Genomic DNA, 21286 nt, shown 5'->3' on the forward strand with positions numbered 1-21286 from the left:
GGTACCGTTTGGTGGTGACAAGAAGTGATTCGTGCAATGAAAAAAGTAATCTTAGCCCCTGTTGACTGGGTTGTATACACCGTATTAAATGAAAGGCAGAGAAAGGCTCTGACGGACATTTTTACAGAAGAACAGAAGCAGCAAATAAAACGAATGTTGTCTGGAAGAAAGCAAGCCCAGAGACAAAAGCTTAAACAAATTAAATACCATCTGTACAATCTGGGATTTACAGAAAAGGCGCTTAAAGCATTAGAAGAATACTATACCAACATAAAAGATCCACAGCTAAAGCGCCTTGCAGCTTGGGAACTGACGTTATGGCATGCCAATCAATATACAGAAGAAGGTGCTGGAAAAGCACTGGAGTATATTGCAGCAGCAAAGAATGGCGAGAAAGATGCGGAGCAATTGCGGCGAATCGCTATTGTTCAAGCTGAATGCTATCAAATGTGCAATGAAGCAGAAAAGGGTAAAGAAGTTATCCACGGCATGCTTTCCACGCAGAAGCATGCTGACCTTTATCTTGCAGCAGCTAATTTAGAAGACACTCTTGATAAACGGATGGAATGGGTAAACAAAGTAATGGAGCTATATGGTTTGCAGCCAATTGGATTTACCCAAATGGATCGCTCTTCAGTATACGATGACCTGCAAACCATAGCTTTGGACCGAAAAGTAGAAGAAGGGCCAAAAGTATCTGTCATCCTTCCAGCATTCAAGGCTGAGGAAGGGATAAGAGTTGCGATTGAATCAATTCTTTCGCAAACATGGCAAAACATCGAGCTTTTAGCTGTTGACGACTGCAGTCCGGACAATACAGCGAAAGTTATCGCTGAATATGCTGAAAAGGATTCGCGGGTAAAAGCTCTTTCAACCCCAGTAAACAGTGGGCCATATGTTGCTCGAAACATTGCGTTAGAGCATGCAACTGGAGATTTTGTCACTATTAATGATGCCGATGATTGGTCACATGCTGAGAAAATAGAGATACAGGTTAAGCATTTGATTGAGCATGAGCATATTATTGCAAATACATCTGAGCATTCAAGGTTAACGGAAGAAGAGCTGAAATTATATCGTCGAGGTACACCAGGAAGATATATTTTCCCAAATATGTCTTCTATTATGTTCAGACGCAAGCAAGTTCTTGAAAAAGTTGGCTATTGGGATAGTGTACGGTTCGCTGCAGATGGTGAATTTAAGCGAAGACTGATTAAAGTATTCGGAAAAAATAGCTATGTCGATCTGAAAACAGGTCCACTATCATTACCAAGGCAGTCCGTTACATCGCTCACTGGGAGCTCTGCATTTGGTTATAGCGGCTTTTTCATGGGTGTAAGAAAAGAATATGTAGAAGCTTTGGAGTATCATCATCATACTGCAGAGACACTGCGTTATCCTTTTCCAATGACAACCAGAGTTTTTCCAGTTCCAGAGCCAATGTGGCCGAAACGAGAGGAAAAGGTGGATGGCAAACGCTTCTTTCATACTGTAATCGCCATGGACTTTCGAGTTATTAATGAGGAACAAATCAGCTTCATTAAGGAAATTTATGCGAAAAAGGACGGGCGTATTGGTCTCGTGCAAATTAATCAATATAATGCAGGTGCATCTATCATAGAAGAGTCCATTCGGAATATGCTCGATGGCAACAGATTGCAAATGCTCGTATATGGGGAGCAGATACAAACAGATAAACTGCTCATTTTGAATCCGATTGCTTTAGAAGCATATCAACACTACATACCCACCGTTTTTGCAAAGTCAGTAGATGTTATTGTAGACAAATTGCCAAGCGGTGAAGGATATGCTATTTCTAATTGTTTAAAACACTTAAAGCAATACTTTGACCACCCGGGAACGTGGTATCCCGCAACACTTGAAATTAAGAATGCCTTGATGGAACATCATACAGAAGCGTTGCATGAAGTTAACTTCAGTGAACGTGTATGGGAGAAGAGCTGGGTATATGATGAAAAAACAAACTGAAATGAATAAGCTCGAAGAACAAGACGCTGCATTAACTGATCAATTGGCTGAATTAGAAGCTGACTTAGAAAAGAAATTAGCCGAAAAGAAAGCGAAGCAGCAGAGTTTAATGGAATATAAACGCGAATTTATGCAGGCACAGCACCTGATAAAAAAGCTGGCGAAGTATAAGCGTGAAGGAAAATTCCTTATAAAATCGATTCCAGCCTATGCATTAGGCAGAAGAAATATCAAGCAAGTCTATAGCAAAGCATATAAAAGAAAACATGCTGAAAATCAACTAAAAAAATATAAAAAGTACTTATATGATTTAGGATTTATTGAAAAAGCCTTAACTGATTTACAACGATTGTTCGCAACTACAGATAATTATTATTTAAAAAAAGCAATCGCATGGGAGTTAGTCTTATGGTATGCGAATAAGCTCACGACAGATAGTGCAAGCATGGTTCTTGAGTACATTGATATTGTAATGGATAAAGAAAAGAACCAAGAAACTCTGAGAAAAGCGGCAATACTTAAGGCTGAGAGCTACGAACTCTTAGGTGAACAAGAAAAGGGAATACGCCTTATTACAAATCTGCTCGCTTCGGATAAACATGCAGATTTGTATATAGCTGCAGCGAATTTAGAAAAAACGATTGAAGGCAGAGTTGGTTGGATCAATAAGTGCTTGGATCTATACCAATTGCAGGGGATTATTTTGTCACCTAACGAGAACACGGATGCTTATTATAGATTAAGAACCAACCCGATTCAAAGGAAGCACACTGTGAGTGATGGCCCGAAAGTTTCAATCATCATTCCAGCTTATAACTCCGAATCGGGAATTCGTGTAGCAATCGAGTCCATGCTGGCTCAAACATGGAACAACGTTGAAATATTGGTTGTTGATGATTGCAGTACAGATGATACAGCAAATGTGATTGCTGAGTATGCCGAAATGGATGCAAGAGTAAAACCGCTAACTACACCAAAAAACAGTGGGCCATATGTTGCTCGTAACATAGCTTTGCAGCAGGCGACAGGTGAATTTGTAACGATTAATGATGCAGATGACTGGTCGCACCCAGAAAAGATTGAAAGACAAGTGAACCACTTGATGGAGCAGAAAGATATCATTGCAAACACCTCTGAGCATGCACGACTGACAGAAGAACTTAAAGCCTATCGAAGAGGTATGCCAGGAAGATATATTTTCTCAAACATGTCATCCATTATGTTTAGAAAAGAGCCGGTGCTTGAAAAGGTTGGTTATTGGGATAGAGTCCGATTTGCCGCAGACAGTGAATTTAAAAACCGTTTGATTGCAGTTTTCGGCAAGGAAGCTGTAGTGGATTTAAAAACAGGACCATTATCTTTTCCAATGCAATCCTCGGGTTCACTCACTGCAAGCTCGGCTTTTGGGTACAATGGATTTTTAATGGGTGCCCGCAAAGAGTATGCTGAAAGTTATCGGTTTTATCATAACCAAACAGATACATTCTACATGCCTAACCAACCCGAAACAAGACGGTACCCCGTGCCAGAGCCAATGTGGCCTGAAAGAGAAGAAAAGCAGGCTGGAAAGCGTCATTTCGATATCGTTATTATTTCTGACTTTCGATTAAAGATAGAGCAGTATCTATTACTGCAATTAAATGCTTTTAAGGAAATGGGTATGCGAACAGGACTGATTCAAATGGGACAATATGATTTGAAGATGCCAAAAGCAATAGATCACTCAATCAGAGAGATACTTGACGGCGATTCTGTACAAATGCTCGTATATGGAGAACGAATTTCCTGTGACATTTTAATTGTGAACAATCCCGCAATCTTTGAGGAAAAGCAACTATATGTACCGCATGTAGATCCGAAAGTTGTTCGAGTTATTGTGAATCAGCTTCCTGGAAGAAATGCAAGGGGTAAAAATTACGATCTTCGAAGATGCTTCAGACATATCGAAGAATATACGCACACAAAAACAAAATGGTATCCAATTAGCGATGAAATACGCGAGTACTTATTGGAGAATCATCGTAAAGAATTAAAATCGATTCCATTATCCACTGAAAACTGGATGGATGAAAAAGCATGGAATCAAGTGTCATTTGCATCCTTTATAGAAAATTGGTTGGTGGATGAGAATCCATTTAAACTGGAATAAGACAAAGGTGGATGATTGGATGAACGAAGGTATTGATAATCAGCTCGATATGGAAAAAAGCAAGGCTTCAACAGAACCTGAGGTTGACAATGAGGAATTAATCAAACGATTGATCAAAACAGAAGCAGCGATTAAAAAGGCAGAAGCTGATATCAAAAGTAGTGAGAAACAGATACAGCATATAAAGAAAAGCAAGACATGGAAACAAACTGCCTCAATTCGCAAAGTACTGCATGCAAACCAAGATCCGCAAATAGCAGAATTGGAAAAAGAGGTCGCATCTGTCCGCCATGAATTATATGCTGCTAAGGAATTAATTCATTCGCTTAAATTGGAAACTACAAAGCTGGATTATAATCATTTATGGAGAACGGCAAAGGAAAAGAAGGATAAAGGCACATTAATTGAGTTCATGGAAGATATCATTGATCAAAAGCAAACACATGACGAGAATTACAATCATCTATTAAAAGCGTCTGCTCGCTTATTTATGAATGACAAGAAGACATATAAGCAGCTCGTTTACCCAAAGCTCCTATCCGGGCTTAAAGTAGAAGATATTCCAGAGTTCATGATCAGGTCAGGACTTTCAGAGGAAGAGATTTCTTTAAAACCGGCTTCCTCTTATCGTGCGAGTCTAAACATGCGCATGCGAGAACATCAGCTGTTGGGAACATTACCAGAAATGCTGCTAGACGATAAAAAGCTTGCATACCAATTTATGAATCGATTAAACATAAGAACACCAGAGGTTTCGGAGAGCACATACACATTAGAAGAAATACCTGAAAAAAATGGGATAGCAATCAAACCCATTGATGGGGCAGGGGCTCGCGGTGTATATCTCGTTTATAATAATAATGATATAATAGATATCAAACAATCAAAGACAATTGCTAATTGGCAAGTTTTAAGAAAAAATATGGAGAGAGACATAGAATCTGGCCGAGTTAGTCGCAATGAATGGTTCATCGAAGAATTAATATTGGAAGAAAAGGCTAATAAAGTACCTGCCCGTGATATCAAGTTTTATTGTTTTTATGGAAAAGTAGCACTCATCTTAGAAATTGTACGCTACCCGGAAATAAAATATTGCTGGTGGACGGCATCAGGTGAACGAATTGGAACTGGAAAATATGATGAAAGCTTATTTAAAGGAAATGGTGTAACAAATGCAGAAATTGAGATGGCTAAAGTGATTAGTGCTGAAATACCTTCTCCTTTTATAAGAATTGATTTTCTAAGATCTGATGAAGGCTTGGTTTTTGGAGAGTTCACACCAAAGCCGGGCAATTACGATGAGTTTGATATTCCGACAGATAAATGGCTAGGAGATTATTTTATTGAAGCACAAGGTCGATTAACAAATGATTTGATAAATGGCAAGGAATTTTCTCATTATAAAAAATTACAAGCTGAGGTTCATTTAAAAGATTGAAATGGTGGAATGTAGGAGGAAATCAAATGGAAGAGAATCGTGCAGAATGGTTATCACACCTTTCCAATGAAATTGTTTCAGATGCACATGGGAACTTATTAGATGCATATGTAGTTGCTCTCGAAGGATGGAGAAGGGGTCTAACACTTAGATGGCATGTAAAAGACTCTGAAAAGTTTAAAGAAATGAGAACATGGTTTGTTGATAAACCTGGACAACTATTTTCCTTAAGTTTAAAAGATAGAACACATTATTTCTTTAGAACCCGGGGTGACAAAGTAACTAATGAAGCTGTCGATATTGGACGGGACAAGGAAAAGACAAAACAAGCTTTACTCAAAAATGGGGTAACTGTGCCTGAAGGAAAGCAGTTTACAGAAGAAGCTTCAAATGAGGAGATAGTTGATTACGCAACCCATTTAGGTTTCCCAGTTGTATTAAAACCTACTGATGGCAGCTTCGGCAGAGGAGTTATCTCTAATATCACAAGCAGCGGTGAATTTGAACATTCATTGGAATATGTACGCAGTAATCTTGGTTACCAAGACGTAATTGTGGAACAATACATACCAGGTAAGGAGTACCGCATGTATGTTGTCGGCAATGAAGTGTTTGGAGCGATGAATCGGATTCCACCAAATGTCACAGGTGATGGAGTAAATTCTATCAGGGCATTAATTGAGATTAAAAATGAGGAAAGAAGTCTAAACCCTCGATTAGTCAGTTGTCCAATTGCTGTAAACGAAGAGGTAGAAGATTATATTGGCCGAAAAGGATACACACTCGATACGATTCCGGAAAAGGATTTAAATATTGCACTTAGTGATAAAACGAATATTTCATTAGGTGGCGATCCAATTGATGCATTGGATGAATTACCTGAATATGTGAAAGAGGCAGCAGTTGAGGCACTTCATGCTGTACCAGGTCTTGAACACGGTGCAGTTGATCTGATTGTACATCAAGAAAAAGCAGATGTCTATGTTATTGAACTAAACCCAACTGCACAGCTTGGCGGCTTGCTTTATCCAATTCAAGGTAAATCAAGAGATATTCCTAAGGCAATTATTGATTATTATTTTCCGGAAACAAAAGACATTGATACAACAGAAGTAAATACATTTTTTGATTTTCATGATGTGCTTGACCCATTGCAATCAAGGGACGCATTTGTTACTACGGTGACCCCATGCCCACAAGAAAGGCTATTTGCAAAAAAATATATAGTAAGCGGGGATGTGCTCGATATAGGGTACCATCGTGGACTGCGTAAAGAAGCTTTTGAACGTTACCTTCATGGTTATATCATGACGCTTGAAGAAGGCGATATTGAAATTGTTGTAGGTGGTACAGATCCCGAGATGGTGGACGATTTCAAAAATGCTATTTGGGAAGATGAAGAACGTGGTCAGGTTTTCGAAGTGCAGGTTGAACCCTATCATGATCCGATTAAGGTTGGGTTTGAAATTAAAACAGATTTAAAAACGCAAATTGAAGATTTGAAGATGTATAAAGAGGAGCTTGAAATTACCGAACGTGAACTGAAAAAGGCAGAATTGAAACGCAGAAAGTACTATAGTAGTTTATCCTGGAAAGCAACAATGCCAATTCGATTAGTAGGATCAATCACAAAAAAATTCAAAAACTAACAGGATGCTACATAGGAGGAAATGGAAATGAAAGAGAAGCAGCTGGGAATTAGTTTGCCACAGCTTACAAATGATATTGTGAGAAATGCTCGAAAAACGCGATTAGATGCTTTTGCAGTTGCCCTGGAAGGATGGCGAAGAGGACTTAAGCTTAAATGGTATACAAAGGACTCCGAGCATTTCAAAGACATGATTATTTTTGGAGTAAACCCTCCAGGAAGATTGTTTTCATTAAGCTCAGATAAAAAAACACATTACTTTTTCAGAACACGAGGAGATCTCGTCTCTAATGAAGCAGTTGAAATAGGTTCGGAAAAAGATGACACAAAGATTTATCTTGAAAAAGCAGGTGTTCCTGTTCCAAAAGGAAAGGGTTTTGCACCAGACGCAACAAATGAAGAAATCATTGCATACAGTAATGAATTAGGTTACCCGCTTGTATTAAAACCAACCAATGCAAGTTTAGGGAATGGTGTAGTAACAAACATCCGTAATGAAGAGCAGTTAATAAAAGCAATTCATTATGTTCGTCATGAATTAGATTATGATGAAGTAATTGTTGAACAATATGTGGTCGGTAAAGAATATCGTGTTTACGTTGTTGGAGATAAGGTAATAGCAGCTTATAATCGGGTCCCGGCAAATATTACTGGTGATGGTGAGCACACCATTGAAGAGTTAATTGAACTAAAGAATAAGGTGAGAAAGCAGAATGCTAGACTAAATAGCTGTTTAATTCATATCGATAATGAGATTCTGGACTTTATTATGGATGCTGGCTATACAATGGAAAGTATCCCCGAAAAAGGAAAGATAATCTATTTGAGAGAAAAAACCAATGTATCATCTGGTGGAGATCCGGTTGATGTAACTGATACATTGTCAGAAGAGTATAAGCAAGTTGCAATTAATGCGTTAAAAGCAATTCCTGGCTTTCCACATGCTGGTGTCGATATCATTGTAAATGAAGGTGAGGACGTTGCAGCATCTGTAGTTGTAATTGAGTTGAACCCAACAGCACAAATAGGTGGTGCACTGTTTCCAATTGAAGGGAAGTCAAGAAATATTCCTGCCGCAATTATCGATTACTATTTTCCAGAAACTAAAGGAATAAATACCGAGAAATCAAAAATTTATTTTGATTTAATAACTGTTTTAGAACCTTTAGAAAATAGGGCTGCCCTTGAAGTAGAGGTGGCACCTGCACCACTGGGGAGACTTTATTCAAGAAAATATACGGTTTATGGTGATGTACAACGATATAATTTCCATAAATGGTTAAAGCAGCAAGCACTTGATAACAATCTACATGGATATGTGAAGAGTAAAGTATTCGATGAAATCGAAATTGTTATTGCTGGAACAGACAGAGAAACAGTTAGCGACTTTAAGAAAATAATTGAACAGTATCCTCAAGGATCTAACGTATTAAAAATTAATGAAGAGAGCTATGAAGACCCTGTAACAGTTGGATTTGAAATATCAGAGCAATATAACCCTTCAAATATTAAATCTGTACAATACGCTTTAAGGAAGATGGATAGGGATTTACAGCGCATGAAAAAACAAAAACACAGAATTGAGAAGGATAATCAACATATTTTGAGTAGTACGTCTTGGAAGTATACAGAACCAGTTAGAAACCTAAGTACAATATTTAGGGAGAAGAAGTAGGGAGACTTATTTTAGGGTAAGTTTGACAGCAATTAGTGAAAGGGTTGAAGTTAGTGTGTCATATGAATAAAGAATGGCTTCCCCATTTAAAAGATTGTGTGCCGTCTACTATAAGTGGGGACAGATTAAGTATCTACGCAATAGCTTTAGAGGGATGGAGAAGAGGCCTTACTTTAAAGTTCTATACCTCGAAGCTTCGAAACAAAATTATTGTTCGTTACTCGCTTGCTGATAAGCAGAAGGAAATTCATTTTTCATATACAGCAGGTGAAGATGTGACTTCCACGGCAATGAAAATTAGCGGAAGTAAAACATTAACCAAAAGGCACTTATTAGAAGCAAATGTCTCAACACCGATTGGTCAGGAATTTTTAACTTTGGCTACAGATGGAGAAATAATTAGTTATGCTCATTCAATTGGTTTTCCTATAGTGGTAAAGCCAAGTAATGGAAAGATGGGTAAAGGAGTAAATTCCAATATAACTAGCGAAAATGAACTTAGAAAAGTGCTTAATAAGCTACGTGAAGAGTCCAATTATCAAAATATTATTGTAGAAAAATATATTTCTGGTGAAGAGTATAGAGTGTACGTTGTAGGCGGAAGAGTTATAGGTGCAATTAACAGGGTTCCTGCACATGTAGTTGGTGATGGATCTAGTACCATTAGAGAGTTAATAAGGAATAAGAATAAAGAGAGAAGGAGAACACCTAGTCTTCGGGGTAGACCAATTAGAATTGATGATGAGGTCAAAAGAAATATTGCCAAAGAAGGTTATACTTTAAAAACTATATTAAAAGAAAATGAACGACTGTTTTTAAGGAAAAACAGTAACGTTTCTTCTGGTGGGGAGCCCATTGATGTAACAGACCATTTGTCGGAAAAGGTAAAGCAAATAGCTGTAAATGCAACTATGGCGATACCAGGTTTACCTCAATGTGGTGTGGATATAATATTTGATAAGGAAAGTAGTTCAGGTGTAGTGATTGAAATCAATACAAAGCCTGGGATTGCCAGCCACTTATATCCAGTAAAAGGGAAATCTAGAGATATACCAAAAGCCATAATTGATTATTATTTTGCAGAAATTCCTTCGAAGAGTCAGATAACGAATCAAATTTTCTTCGACTATAATAAAATTTCTTCTTTATTGTTAAACGGTATGTTGACAGAGGTTAGTTTACCAAAAATATCTGTACTTAACTTTAAAGTAAAAGCTTATAAGGTGTACGGTAAGGTACAAAAAGTAGGGTATAGAAACTGGATTAAAAAAAATGCTCTTGTCTTGAATTTGAGTGGTTTTGTGGAAAATAAGGCAGATGAAAGTGTATTTATTGTTGTTGCTGGAGATATAGACAATATTAATAAATTTGAAAAAAACATTGAATTGAATGCTCCACCGCACGCAAAAGTGATAGATATAATTGAATCAGATTGGGATAATACGATTGAATTAGGATTTGAAATAATACAGCATGATGATAAGCAAAAGATAGGTCTAGAAAGAGATGAATCAATAAAATTAGAGGAAAAAATAGCAGGATTAGTTAGAGAGAGAGAGGAGATACAAGAAAAGTTAATAAAGGTATCTAAACAGAAGGAAAAAATTCAAAAGGAGAATCAATATATTTTGCACAGCCGTTCTTGGAAATATACCAAGCTAGTAAGAAAAATTGGTTCTTTGTTAAAGAAGAAAGAATAGTGGAAAATTTTAATATTGATATATACCCACAATGTTAATATCTATCAATAAATATATATAGAAAGGTATACTATTATGGAAAATTATAATAAAAACTGGCTTCCACATCTTGAAGGTTCAATTCCGAAACTTGCGATGGGGGGCGGTCTAAGCATGTATACAATTGCTTTGGAAGGTTGGAGAAGAGGACTTATTCTAAAACTTCGCCATTTATACTATAGAAAAGAAAAGAAAATAAGGATCGGTTATTCACTAAGCTATAAGGGAAGGACGCATCACTTTAATGCTTCAAGAGGAGATAGAGTTTCCAAAAAGGCAATCAATATCTGCAATGATAAAAACCTTACAAGAGATTACCTTATTAAAGCGAACATATCAACACCTTCTGGAAAAGGATTTGGATCTGAAACAAATAATGACGAAATAATCCAATATGCTGATTCCATTGGATACCCTCTTGTATTAAAACCTACAAAAGGATTACAGGGGAAAGGTGTTATTGTTAATATTAAAGGTAAAAAAGAACTGAATGATGCGCTTATTAGTGTACGGGAGAAAATGGAATATAAAGAGGTGATTATTGAAAAGTTTGTACAAGGGGAAGATTGTCGGGTATATGTTATTGAGGACAAAGTAATTGGGGCAGTTAGCAGAGTACCAGCAAAAATTGTTAGTGACGGAAGAAATAGTATTAGGCAATTAATTAATCTGGAGAACAAAAAAAGAAATAATAACCCAAATCATTATAGACGACCTATCGTTATCGATGATGAATTGATTAATTATATTTATTCAGAAGGTTTTACGTTAGATAGTATTCCTTCAGAAGGTAATCAAATATTTTTAAAAAAAACAAGTAATATCTCTGCTGGCGGTGAGCCAATAGATATTACGGATTTATTATCACCCAAAATAAGTAGTACAGCAGTTAAAGCGGCTCAAGCGATACCAGGCTTAGTGCAAGGTGCTGTAGATATGTTAGTAAATTGGGAAAAAAACGAAGCGACAGTAATTGAAGTTAACTCTAAACCACTCATAGGGTTACATTTGTTTCCAGAAGAAGGAAGGGCTAGAGATATACCTAAAGCGATAATAGATTATTATTTTCCCGAGACAAAAAACAGGAAAAAAGAGTTATCTTTATACTTTGATTATGAAAGTTCTTCTGAATTGTTAAGAAGTGGGGCAATTAAAGAAATAACAGTTAAAAAGCTTCCGCAATATTCACCTGTCTCTACAAAGTTAATTGTTTCAGGAGAATTAAAAAATGTTGGTTTTCGAACCTGGATAAGAAAAAAGGCATTATCGCTTCAACTAAATGGATATACGGAAAAAGTAGATAATGAAGCAGTATCAATTATCGTTAGCGGGCAAGAAGAAACTGTAGAAGAGTTTAAACTATGGTTGAAAAATAATGGTCCCAAAAAAGTATCCATAGACACGATTACAGAAGAGAAGTGGGACCAACCAATTAGAATGGGGTTTTATTCATTCAAATAATAAATAGGATAAAAAATGTTGCTAAATTAGAAATCTTTTCTCTTTCGTATATTACAACCAGTGTATGCCTGATAAAAAATTCATCTGTTTTTTAACAAGTTATATTAGCAATTAATTGAGACATAATTAAATCAAGGTAGGGCCGGAATGGTATATTAAAGATATTCTATTTCTCGTTGTTATAGAAGTACTAAGTCTTCTTGGAAGAATTATGTTATATTTCTATAGCCTATTCTTAAATATGAAACTTTAATTTGAAGGAGAAGAAATATGGAAAATAATAAAGTAAAGCTTTTTCCCCATTTAACTGAAGAAGTGGTAGCTGATATCCGTGGGTTTAAATTAGATGCCTATTTAATTGCCTTAGAAGGCTTTAGAAGAGGCTTGACACTTAAATGGTATAAAGATGAGACGGAAAAATGTAAATTACATAGGCTAAATAGTAGCACTGACGGCAAATTTTTTTCATTAAGTTCTGATAAACAGTCACATTATTTTTTCAGATCTAGAGGTGACTTAGTAGCCAATAAGACGGTTAATATATGTACGGACAAAGAAAAAACAAAACAACTATTAAAAGATGGCGGGGTTCCTATACCTGAAGGAGAACTGTTTGACATCACCGAAAGCAAAAAAATGGTAAAGTATGCTGAAAAAATTGGTTATCCTGTAATTATTAAACCGTTAAATGGCAGTATGGGTAGAGGGGTTTATATTAACCTGCAAAATAGGGATGAATTATTAAATGCTATTAAAGAAACACAAACTACTTATAAGCAGTATAAAACTTATCTCGTTGAAAAGCATTATTTTGGAAAAGAGTATCGTGTTTATGTGGTCGGAGATAAAGCAGTAGTTGCTACTCATAGAATACCTGCAAACATTACAGGTGATGGCAAAAACACGGTAGAAAAGCTCATTAAATTAAAGAATATAGAAAGAAAAAAGAATCCGTATTTGGCACCTAAGGCTATTAAAATTGACTACGAAGTTAAGAATTATTTAAAAAACTATGGTTATAATGAAAAAAGTGTTCCAAAAAAAGGTGAACTTTTAATTTTAAGAGGAAAGAGTAATCTATCTGCAGGTGGAGATCCAATTGAAAAAACATACGAATTAACAAATGAAGTGAAACAAATAGCAGTTGATGCGTTAAAGGCGATGCCTTCTATCCCACATGCTGGCGTTGATGTTATTGTTGATCCAGATTCAAATAAAAAGGCAGTAGTTTTAGAAATAAACGCAACAGCAGAAATAGCCTTTCATTGTTTTCCTTTAGAAGGAGAAGCAAAAGATGTACCTGGGGCAATTATTGACTATTATTTCCCTGAAACAAAAGGAAAAGAAAAATCTAATTTCTATTTTGATTTTAATAGCCTTCTGCAACCTTTAAAAACTTGGGCAGCAGATGAAGTAAAAGTAACAATGCCTCCAATTGGTGATATTTATAGCAAAAAATATATTGCTTCAGGTAAAGTTCATAAAGTGGGTTATATGAGTTGGATCAAAAGACATGCATTGAAAAATAACTTATCAGGATACGTAAAAAAGCGTGAAGGAGATAGAATAGAAGTTGTTATTTTTGGTACTCAAGAACAAAAAGAAATTATGCAACAATTTGCTGAGCTATGCAGAAAAGGTTCTAAAAAGTCAAGAGTAGATAACCTAGAGGAAGAGAGATTCGAGCTTCATACTGATCAACCGTTAAAATTGGGGTTTGAGCTGATTTTAGAGTAAAATTTTATAATTAACTATTTACAGGTAAATGATAAAGAAAACATCAATACTACTCAGACTTGTTATTGCCTTCTATTCATGCCGGTGAAGATATTATTTTTGCTCCAAAAGATAGTAGAAAAGACAAAATACTTTAAATAAATGCAGCGGCTAAACTGATGTCCATTTGTATCCTTTTGAGGAAATGAAAGAGGAAGAGACGTTCCTTCGGCAAATATTGATTATTATTTCTCAAAAAATGGATTTATTGAAGTGTGTAAAAGGCCTCAAAAAAATTGAATGTACAAAGTGTTTTAGAAAATGACTTACAAAAAAATGTGGATATACCTCAGAAAATAGTTGTCAGATTACTTCTATAAACTAGACGAAAATAGAACAATTATTATTTTATACAATTTATTCAAAAAGGAGAAATAGTATGAAAGTCGGCTTCATGACAGCTTTTAATAAACCAACAAAATTAGCAAAAATTACATCATTAATAAGTAAAGCCTATGATATTGAAATAATTTATCTGCGGCCAAAAGATATTATGATGGAAGAGAATAAAGTAAGAGGACAAGTATATATCAATAATAGTTGGCAAGAAAAAATAGTCGATATCCCTCCTTTCATTGATGTAGTTCCTTATAATTTTAAAAAAGAAAATCGGGAAATAATGAATTATCTAAGGAATAAAACATTCCTATCTGATGACCGTGCAAATGTTTTAAGTAAAATTAAATTACAAAACATTTTGAGAAATGACCAGGAATTTTCGCATCTAATAATTCCTACTCACAAGGTAAGGAAATTTGAAGATATTATTCATTACTTAAATGAATATTCCTCTATTGTTCTTAAACCATTAAGAGGAATTCAGGGAAGAGGAGTATATATTTTAAACAAAAGTAGTGATCATTATACTGTTGGGTTTAAAACAATGGAACAGGAAATAAATAAAAATCAGATTGCAACTTTTTTTGAGGATGAAATAAAAGGGAAAAATTATATTCTTCAAAAGTATGTTCAGTCTAGAACATTATATGGAGACCCATTTGATTGTAGGATTCATGTAGAAAAAGGCGGAGATGGTAAATGGCATAGTGCAAGAAATTATATTAGAATTGGTATAGGACAAAAAGTTATATCAAATGTTAACCAAGGTGGGGGAATAAGTGATCCAAAGCCATTTTTAAAAGCGAACTTTGGAGAAAAGTGGACTGAGATTAATAAAAAACTAGAAAATCTTGCAGTAACCTTACCATATAAAATTGAAGAACTAAGAGGTACACATATTATGTCCTTAGGTATGGATATTGGTATTGATAAAGATGGCGAACTTTATTTATTTGAAGTAAATGATGGACCAGCCACTGCTGCTTTAATTTCAGAAGTTGCATACCTGAGAAGTAATTATTATAACTATATATTGAATGAATTTAAAAAAACACCAACTAATGATAAATAATCGGAAATAATTCATGAATTAATAGTTATTAGTAAGGTGGAAGAAAGCATGAACACTCTATGTTGAAATATATAGACTGTTCATGCTTTCTTTTTTAATCGATATAAATAGGTAGATGTTGGCTCAAAAGCTCCGCACAATACTCAGATTTATATATTTAGATTTATCGGCAAATGAAATTCCCTTTCTTTCCCCCGGGGGCTATTGCGTACTCATTTAAACCGAAAAGTAGATAATCGTAAATAGTAAAAAATATCCTTTTATGGGATTTCATCTTTTATTAATTAAAAATAATACTAAAGAGCTTAAAAAATGTAGTTTTTTGTCGATATTAAAATAGTAATCTAAACTAAAGGAGGTGAAACTAAAGTGAAATTAAATAAGTTTATGATTCTAGCTATTGTATTACTTACCTGTTTCTACTTTAGTCCACAAATCGTAGGTGCAACACCAGGTGAGGTCAAAGAACGGGTAATTGAAGAAGTTAGTGAAGAGAATGAGGATTCTGGTGATCTATCGGATGTAACTCCTTCTAATAATACTGCAGACCAATCTACACCTAAAATAGACGAACCATCTGAAGAAGAGAGTAGACCTGAAGAAAATAGCCCTAAAGCAGAAGAGTCAGAAGATAAAGAGGAAACTTCAGTTGAGCAAGAAGAACAAACTTCAGATCAGCAAGAAGAACAAATCTCAGATGAGCAAGAAGGACAAACTTCAGATCAGCAAGAAGAACAAATCTCAGATGAGCAAGAAGAACAAACTTCAAATCAGCAAGATCAACAGACAAAGGAAGGTCTTGTAGAATATGAACCAACGAAAGAAGGAGTTACAGAAGAAAGAATTGAAAGCAAGGAAGAGGATTCAGAAGAAAAAAGTTCGAAAGAAGAGCAGGAACTGAATCAACTCAAAACCTTTTCTATTCAAGTAGTAGAAGCTCCTTTCGAAAAGGGTGATCGCCATAAAGACATTGTGGGCATCAAAAAGAAACTAAATCGAGTAGGTTTTGGTGGAATCACAGAAACATATTTTTTTGGTAGTTTTACAGAAAAAAGAGTGAAGCAATTTCAAACTTACTATGGTTTATCGGTAACAGGTAAGACAGACGAAGCAACCCTAAAGCAACTAGATGAGGTATACAACAGTCCATTCCAAAAAGGAAAGCGACACAACGATACGCTTGCCATAAAGGAAAAGTTGAACCGTATAGGTTATGGGAAAATTACTGTAACCGCATTTTATGGCACCTATATGGATAAACAGGTAAGAAAGTTTCAAAAAGATAACGGTCTGCGAATAAATGGAATTATGGACGAGATTACGTTGAGAAAACTTAATGCGGAAGTGAGTGAAATTCCATTCCAACGTGGAGATCGCCATAAAGACATTGTGGGCATCAAAAAGAAACTAAATCGAGTAGGTTTTGGTGGAATCACAGAAACATATTTTTTTGGTAGTTTTACAGAAAAAAGAGTGAAGCAATTTCAAACTTACTATGGTTTATCGGTAACAGGTAAGACAGACGAAGCAACCCTAAAGCAACTAGATGAGGTATACAACAGTCCATTCCAAAAAGGAAAGCGACACAACGATACGCTTGCCATAAAGGAAAAGTTGAACCGTATAGGTTATGGGAAAATTACTGTAACCGCATTTTATGGCACCTATATGGATAAACAGGTAAGAAAGTTTCAAAAAGATAACGGTCTGCGAATAAATGGAATTATGGACGAGATTACGTTGAGAAAACTTAATGCGGAAGTGAGTGAAATTCCATTCCAACGTGGAGATCGCCATAAAGACATTGTGGGCATCAAAAAGAAACTAAATCGAGTAGGTTTTGGTGGAATCACAGAAACATATTTTTTTGGTAGTTTTACAGAAAAAAGAGTGAAGCAATTTCAAACTTACTATGGTTTATCGGTAACAGGTAAGACAGACGAAGCAACCCTAAAGCAACTAGATGAGGTATACAACAGTCCATTCCAAAAAGGAAAGCGACACAACGATACGCTTGCCATAAAGGAAAAGTTGAACCGTATAGGTTATGGGAAAATTACTGTAACCGCATTTTATGGCACCTATATGGATAAACAGGTAAGAAAGTTTCAAAAAGATAACGGTCTGCGAATAAATGGAATTATGGACGAGATTACGTTGAGAAAACTTAATGCGGAAGTGAGTGAAATTCCATTCCAACGTGGAGATCGCCATAAAGACATTGTGGGCATCAAAAAGAAACTAAATCGAGTAGGTTTTGGTGGAATCACAGAAACATATTTTTTTGGTAGTTTTACAGAAAAAAGAGTGAAGCAATTTCAAACTTACTATGGTTTATCGGTAACAGGTAAGACAGACGAAGCAACCCTAAAGCAACTAGATGAGGTATACAACAGTCCATTCCAAAAAGGAAAGCGACACAACGATACGCTTGCCATAAAGGAAAAGTTGAACCGTATAGGTTATGGGAAAATTACTGTAACCGCATTTTATGGCACCTATATGGATAAACAGGTAAGAAAGTTTCAAAAAGATAACGGTCTGCGAATAAATGGAATTATGGACGAGATTACGTTGAAAAAACTTAATGCGGAAGTAAGCAAGACTCCATTCCAACGTGGAGATCGCCATAAAGACATTGTGGGCATCAAAAAGAAACTAAATCGAGTAGGTTTTGGTGGAATCTCAGAGACTACTCTTTTCGGAAGCTGGATGGAAACACGAGTTAAACAATTTCAATCCTATTATGGCCTCTCTGCAACGGGAAAAATAGATGAAACAACGACAAAGAAACTTGATGAAGTATACAACAGTCCATTCCAGAAGGGGAAACGACATAGTGATGTTATTACATTAAAGCAAAAACTAAATGAAATTGGTTATGGTTATATTAGTGTTACTACTCTCTATGGAACCTTTATGGACAAACAGGTAAGGAAATTCCAAGAGAATAATGGATTGACTGTAAATGGAATAGTTGATGAGGTAACTGTAGCTAAAATTAACGAGTTTTATAATAATCGCACTATAATTACGTATAGTAATTACAATCTAACATTAGAACAGGCTCTAAATATCCAGATGGCTATTACAAATCCTCCGCCACAGACAGATAAATATGCTAACTCACCAGCGTATATAAGTAGTAAATATGTGACATTAAGTCAATCTGGAGCAATTTATTCTGGTGGTAATGTCAAGGTTCGAACTGAGCCTAATCTGAATAATACATCTCATAAATACACTTTAACTCCAGGTACAAGAGTATCGATTTTGGGAACAGTTAAAGGAGATTCTTATCAAGGCAGTACGAATTGGTATAAAATAGAGTACAATAATGAAGTATTATTTGCTCATTCAAAGTTAGTTGTTGAAAATGCAACTATTGCAAAAACAACTGCTAATTTAAATGTTCGCTCAGCGCCCAATAGTAATAGTGATACACATGTTTACGGTACACTTGCAAAAGGTACAGAAGTAAATGTAATCAGTACAACTGGGAATTGGTATCAAATAAGTTATAATGCATGGAGAAATGCAACCAGATCAGATACCGAAGCATATTTAAACCCTGATTTTAATGATGAATTTCAACATTTAGATCTCACATCTTATGCTGGTGCAAGTGAAGCAGAGTTAAATGCTTTCTTAAAAGATAAAGGGATTTTAGAAGGTATGGGAAAAGCATTTATTGAAGCAAGTAAGAAACATAATGTAAATGAATTATATCTTGTTTCACATGCGTTGCTCGAAACAGGAAACGGTACTTCTAAATTAGCAACTGGTATTAAGGTTAATGGAAAAGTAGTTTATAATATGTTTGGAATTGAAGCATATGACTCTTGTCCAGAAAGTTGTGGATCTGCAAAGGCTTATGCTGAGAATTGGGATACTCCATATAAAGCTATTGTTGGTGGTGCAGAATTTATTGGGGAAGACTATATCCATAATGAATATCAGCAAAATACAATCTATAAAATGCGCTGGAATCCATCAGCAATGGAAGCTACAGGAGTATTCGGCAAGCAATATGCAACAGATATTGGCTGGGCTGTTAAGCAAACGAATAACCTTAAAAATATGTACAGTACACTAAGTAATCCTTTATTCAAATTCAATATTGTTCAATACAAATAATCTATAATATTAAAAGTCTAGTTCACGTAAGCGAACTAGGCTTTTTAATCTTGGTGAGTTTGTATAAAGTTATTGAGGAAAAGACAGTTATATTTAGAAATAACTTTAAATTGACCAATTTTGAGAGCGTGATTAAGCTATTTACTTTAAAAACGTCTTATAATTTCATATCGATAATACTTTATAAATCTGTTATAGTAATATAGGTGAAATAATGTAATGTTAATGTAAAAATTAATTTTAGATGGTGAGAAATTATGCAGCACTCTGTTATTTTTAAGAATGTAACAAAAAAGTATAAAATGTATAATGATTCTGCGGACCGCCTAAAAGCTATCGCAGCGCCAAAGCGATTTGGAGAAGATTTTTATGCTGTAAAAAATATTAGTTTTACTGCAGAGCCAGGTGATGTGGTTGGTCTTGTAGGAGTAAATGGAGCTGGAAAGTCCACTTTATCTAATTTAATTGCTGGAGTAGTTCCAGAAACATCTGGGGAAATTTCGATAGATGGTCAGGTTTCGGTTATATCTATTTCTTCTGGGTTGGATAATCAATTAACTGGTAGAGATAATATTGAATACAAGTGCTTGATGCTTGGATTTACAAAAAGAGAAATTCAAGAATTAATGCCGGAGATAATAAAGTTTGCGGATTTAGGTAAATTTATTGATCAACCAGTTAAAAATTATTCTAGTGGGATGAAATCTCGTTTAGGGTTTGCAATATCTGTTAATATAGATCCGGATGTATTAGTTATTGATGAAGCTTTATCAGTTGGTGACCAAACATTTAAAGAAAAATGCTTTGAAAAGATGAATGAATTCAAAGAGAAAGGGAAAACCATCTTCTTTGTTAGTCATTCACTTAATCAAGTAAGAGATTTCTGCAATAAAGTACTATGGCTTGAAGCTGGTGAAGTCAAGGGATACGGAGAAAGAAAATTGGTCTTGCCGAAATACCGAAAATTTCTCAAAGAATTTAAAGCTTTATCGGAAGAAGAGAAGGCAAAATTTCGAGAACAAATTGCAGAAAAGCGTAGTAAGCTAGAAATAGCTGAAGAGGATAATAGCGATGAATTGCAAGCTATACCTCATGTAAATAGCTCCCGAGTACTCCGGAACCGTAAAAAAAATTTATTTATCTTGGTCAATAAAAAAATTACGGTTCTTCTTTTATTACTTTGTATTCTTAGTATTTCGTTATACATAGGGAAGCCATGGAATAAGTTCTATAGGAATCATTCAACATCACATACAGCCATGCCTCAAGATAATTCGATTACGATGCACGAAGATAAAAATAATGAAACAGTACTACATAATGAATTGCAGTCTAAGGAAGATATAAGGTATTTAGTAGTTGAATCCGCTTCAATTCGTGCTAATCCAGACCTTGAAGCGGAAGTAATTGGATATGCGCATTTTGGTGAGTCATATGTCATTAATGAAATTGAAGCTGGTTTAAATGATATTGAATGGCTGAAGGTGATCAATAAAGCAACGAACGAGAACGGTTGGATTAGTGGGAATACTATGCAGGGAATCAAAGATTCATTGAATGATGAAGAGACAGCAGGAAAAATCCAACAATTAGCTGGTTATCATCCTGTTTTAGAAGAGATTGAACTGTTAAATAGAACAGATGATAATGAAGGTATTAACAGCTTTGAAGCCCACACAACAATTATTGTTAGCGATACTTTAAAAGCTAGTGTCATTGAAAGTCTAGATGATCCTCATATCGAAATAGCTAATAAGCTTTTATATCGAGGCTCATTATTTGATTTTGTATTTACTATAGAAAATGACTATGTTATAGAAATAACTATAATAAAAAAGTAACTTGATAGATAATGAAATGTGA

Annotated in this window: 11 protein-coding genes; all 11 read left to right on the forward strand. The window is 35.2% G+C overall.

Translation table 11 applies throughout. The features are described from left to right. Positions 1 to 24: 24 nt before the first annotated feature. The 11 genes from NSQ77_RS13555 (at position 25) to tagH (ending at position 21264) form a co-directional block, all read left to right on the forward strand. A complete protein-coding gene (locus NSQ77_RS13555) occupies positions 25 to 1989 on the forward strand; it encodes a glycosyltransferase family 2 protein (protein ID WP_339226568.1) in 1965 nt (654 codons plus the stop codon). After that, a complete protein-coding gene (locus NSQ77_RS13560; protein ID WP_339226569.1) occupies positions 1970 to 4138 on the forward strand; it encodes a glycosyltransferase family A protein in 2169 nt (722 codons plus the stop codon). The genes NSQ77_RS13555 and NSQ77_RS13560 overlap by 20 nt, the downstream gene beginning before the upstream one ends. Before the next feature lie 19 nt (positions 4139 to 4157). Continuing rightward, positions 4158 to 5576 carry an ATP-grasp fold amidoligase family protein gene (locus tag NSQ77_RS13565; RefSeq protein ID WP_339226570.1) on the forward strand — a complete coding sequence of 473 codons (1419 nt, stop codon included), beginning with the start codon at positions 4158 to 4160 and terminating at the stop codon, positions 5574 to 5576. 26 nt (positions 5577 to 5602) lie between these two features. Next, complete coding sequence (locus NSQ77_RS13570) at positions 5603 to 7225, forward strand: acylphosphatase (RefSeq protein WP_339226571.1); 1623 nt, start codon at positions 5603 to 5605, stop codon at positions 7223 to 7225. Positions 7226 to 7252: 27 nt separating this feature from the next. Next, positions 7253 to 8899, forward strand: coding sequence for an acylphosphatase (locus tag NSQ77_RS13575; RefSeq protein WP_339226572.1), 1647 nt, complete (start codon positions 7253 to 7255; stop codon positions 8897 to 8899). Between the two features lie 62 nt (positions 8900 to 8961). After that, positions 8962 to 10599: an acylphosphatase gene (locus tag NSQ77_RS13580; RefSeq protein WP_339226573.1), complete on the forward strand. Its 1638-nt coding sequence runs from the start codon at positions 8962 to 8964 to the stop codon at positions 10597 to 10599. Positions 10600 to 10674: 75 nt separating this feature from the next. Next, positions 10675 to 12099: an acylphosphatase gene (locus tag NSQ77_RS13585; RefSeq protein ID WP_339226574.1), complete on the forward strand. Its 1425-nt coding sequence runs from the start codon at positions 10675 to 10677 to the stop codon at positions 12097 to 12099. Between the two features lie 270 nt (positions 12100 to 12369). Continuing rightward, positions 12370 to 13836, forward strand: coding sequence for an acylphosphatase (locus NSQ77_RS13590; RefSeq protein WP_339226575.1), 1467 nt, complete (start codon positions 12370 to 12372; stop codon positions 13834 to 13836). A gap of 418 nt (positions 13837 to 14254) precedes the next feature. Beyond that, entirely contained in the window at positions 14255 to 15286 is a 1032-nt protein-coding gene (locus NSQ77_RS13595; RefSeq protein WP_339226576.1) for a YheC/YheD family protein, read from the forward strand. 369 nt (positions 15287 to 15655) lie between these two features. Further along, positions 15656 to 19423 (forward strand): peptidoglycan-binding protein, encoded by a 3768-nt coding sequence (locus tag NSQ77_RS13600; RefSeq protein WP_339226577.1) that lies wholly within the window; start codon positions 15656 to 15658, stop codon positions 19421 to 19423. A 257-nt stretch (positions 19424 to 19680) separates the two neighbouring features. Beyond that, entirely contained in the window at positions 19681 to 21264 is a 1584-nt protein-coding gene (tagH, locus tag NSQ77_RS13605; RefSeq protein ID WP_339226578.1) for a teichoic acids export ABC transporter ATP-binding subunit TagH, read from the forward strand. Positions 21265 to 21286: the final 22 nt, after the last annotated feature.

It is taken from the genome of Oceanobacillus sp. FSL K6-2867, from assembly GCF_037963145.1.
GTDB lineage: Bacteria > Bacillota > Bacilli > Bacillales > Amphibacillaceae > Oceanobacillus.

Bases quoted from the DNA above. Each gene is read 5' to 3' on its own strand.
- NSQ77_RS13580 (WP_339226573.1), top strand. From the start codon at position 8,962: ATGAATAAAGAATGGCTTCCCCATTTAAAAGATTGTGTGCCGTCTACT.
- NSQ77_RS13575 (WP_339226572.1), top strand. From the start codon at position 7,253: ATGAAAGAGAAGCAGCTGGGAATTAGTTTGCCACAGCTTACAAATGAT.
- NSQ77_RS13570 (WP_339226571.1), top strand. From the start codon at position 5,603: ATGGAAGAGAATCGTGCAGAATGGTTATCACACCTTTCCAATGAAATT.
- NSQ77_RS13585 (WP_339226574.1), top strand. From the start codon at position 10,675: ATGGAAAATTATAATAAAAACTGGCTTCCACATCTTGAAGGTTCAATT.
- tagH (WP_339226578.1), top strand. From the start codon at position 19,681: ATGCAGCACTCTGTTATTTTTAAGAATGTAACAAAAAAGTATAAAATG.
- NSQ77_RS13595 (WP_339226576.1), top strand. From the start codon at position 14,255: ATGAAAGTCGGCTTCATGACAGCTTTTAATAAACCAACAAAATTAGCA.
- NSQ77_RS13560 (WP_339226569.1), top strand. From the start codon at position 1,970: ATGATGAAAAAACAAACTGAAATGAATAAGCTCGAAGAACAAGACGCT.
- NSQ77_RS13565 (WP_339226570.1), top strand. From the start codon at position 4,158: ATGAACGAAGGTATTGATAATCAGCTCGATATGGAAAAAAGCAAGGCT.
- NSQ77_RS13590 (WP_339226575.1), top strand. From the start codon at position 12,370: ATGGAAAATAATAAAGTAAAGCTTTTTCCCCATTTAACTGAAGAAGTG.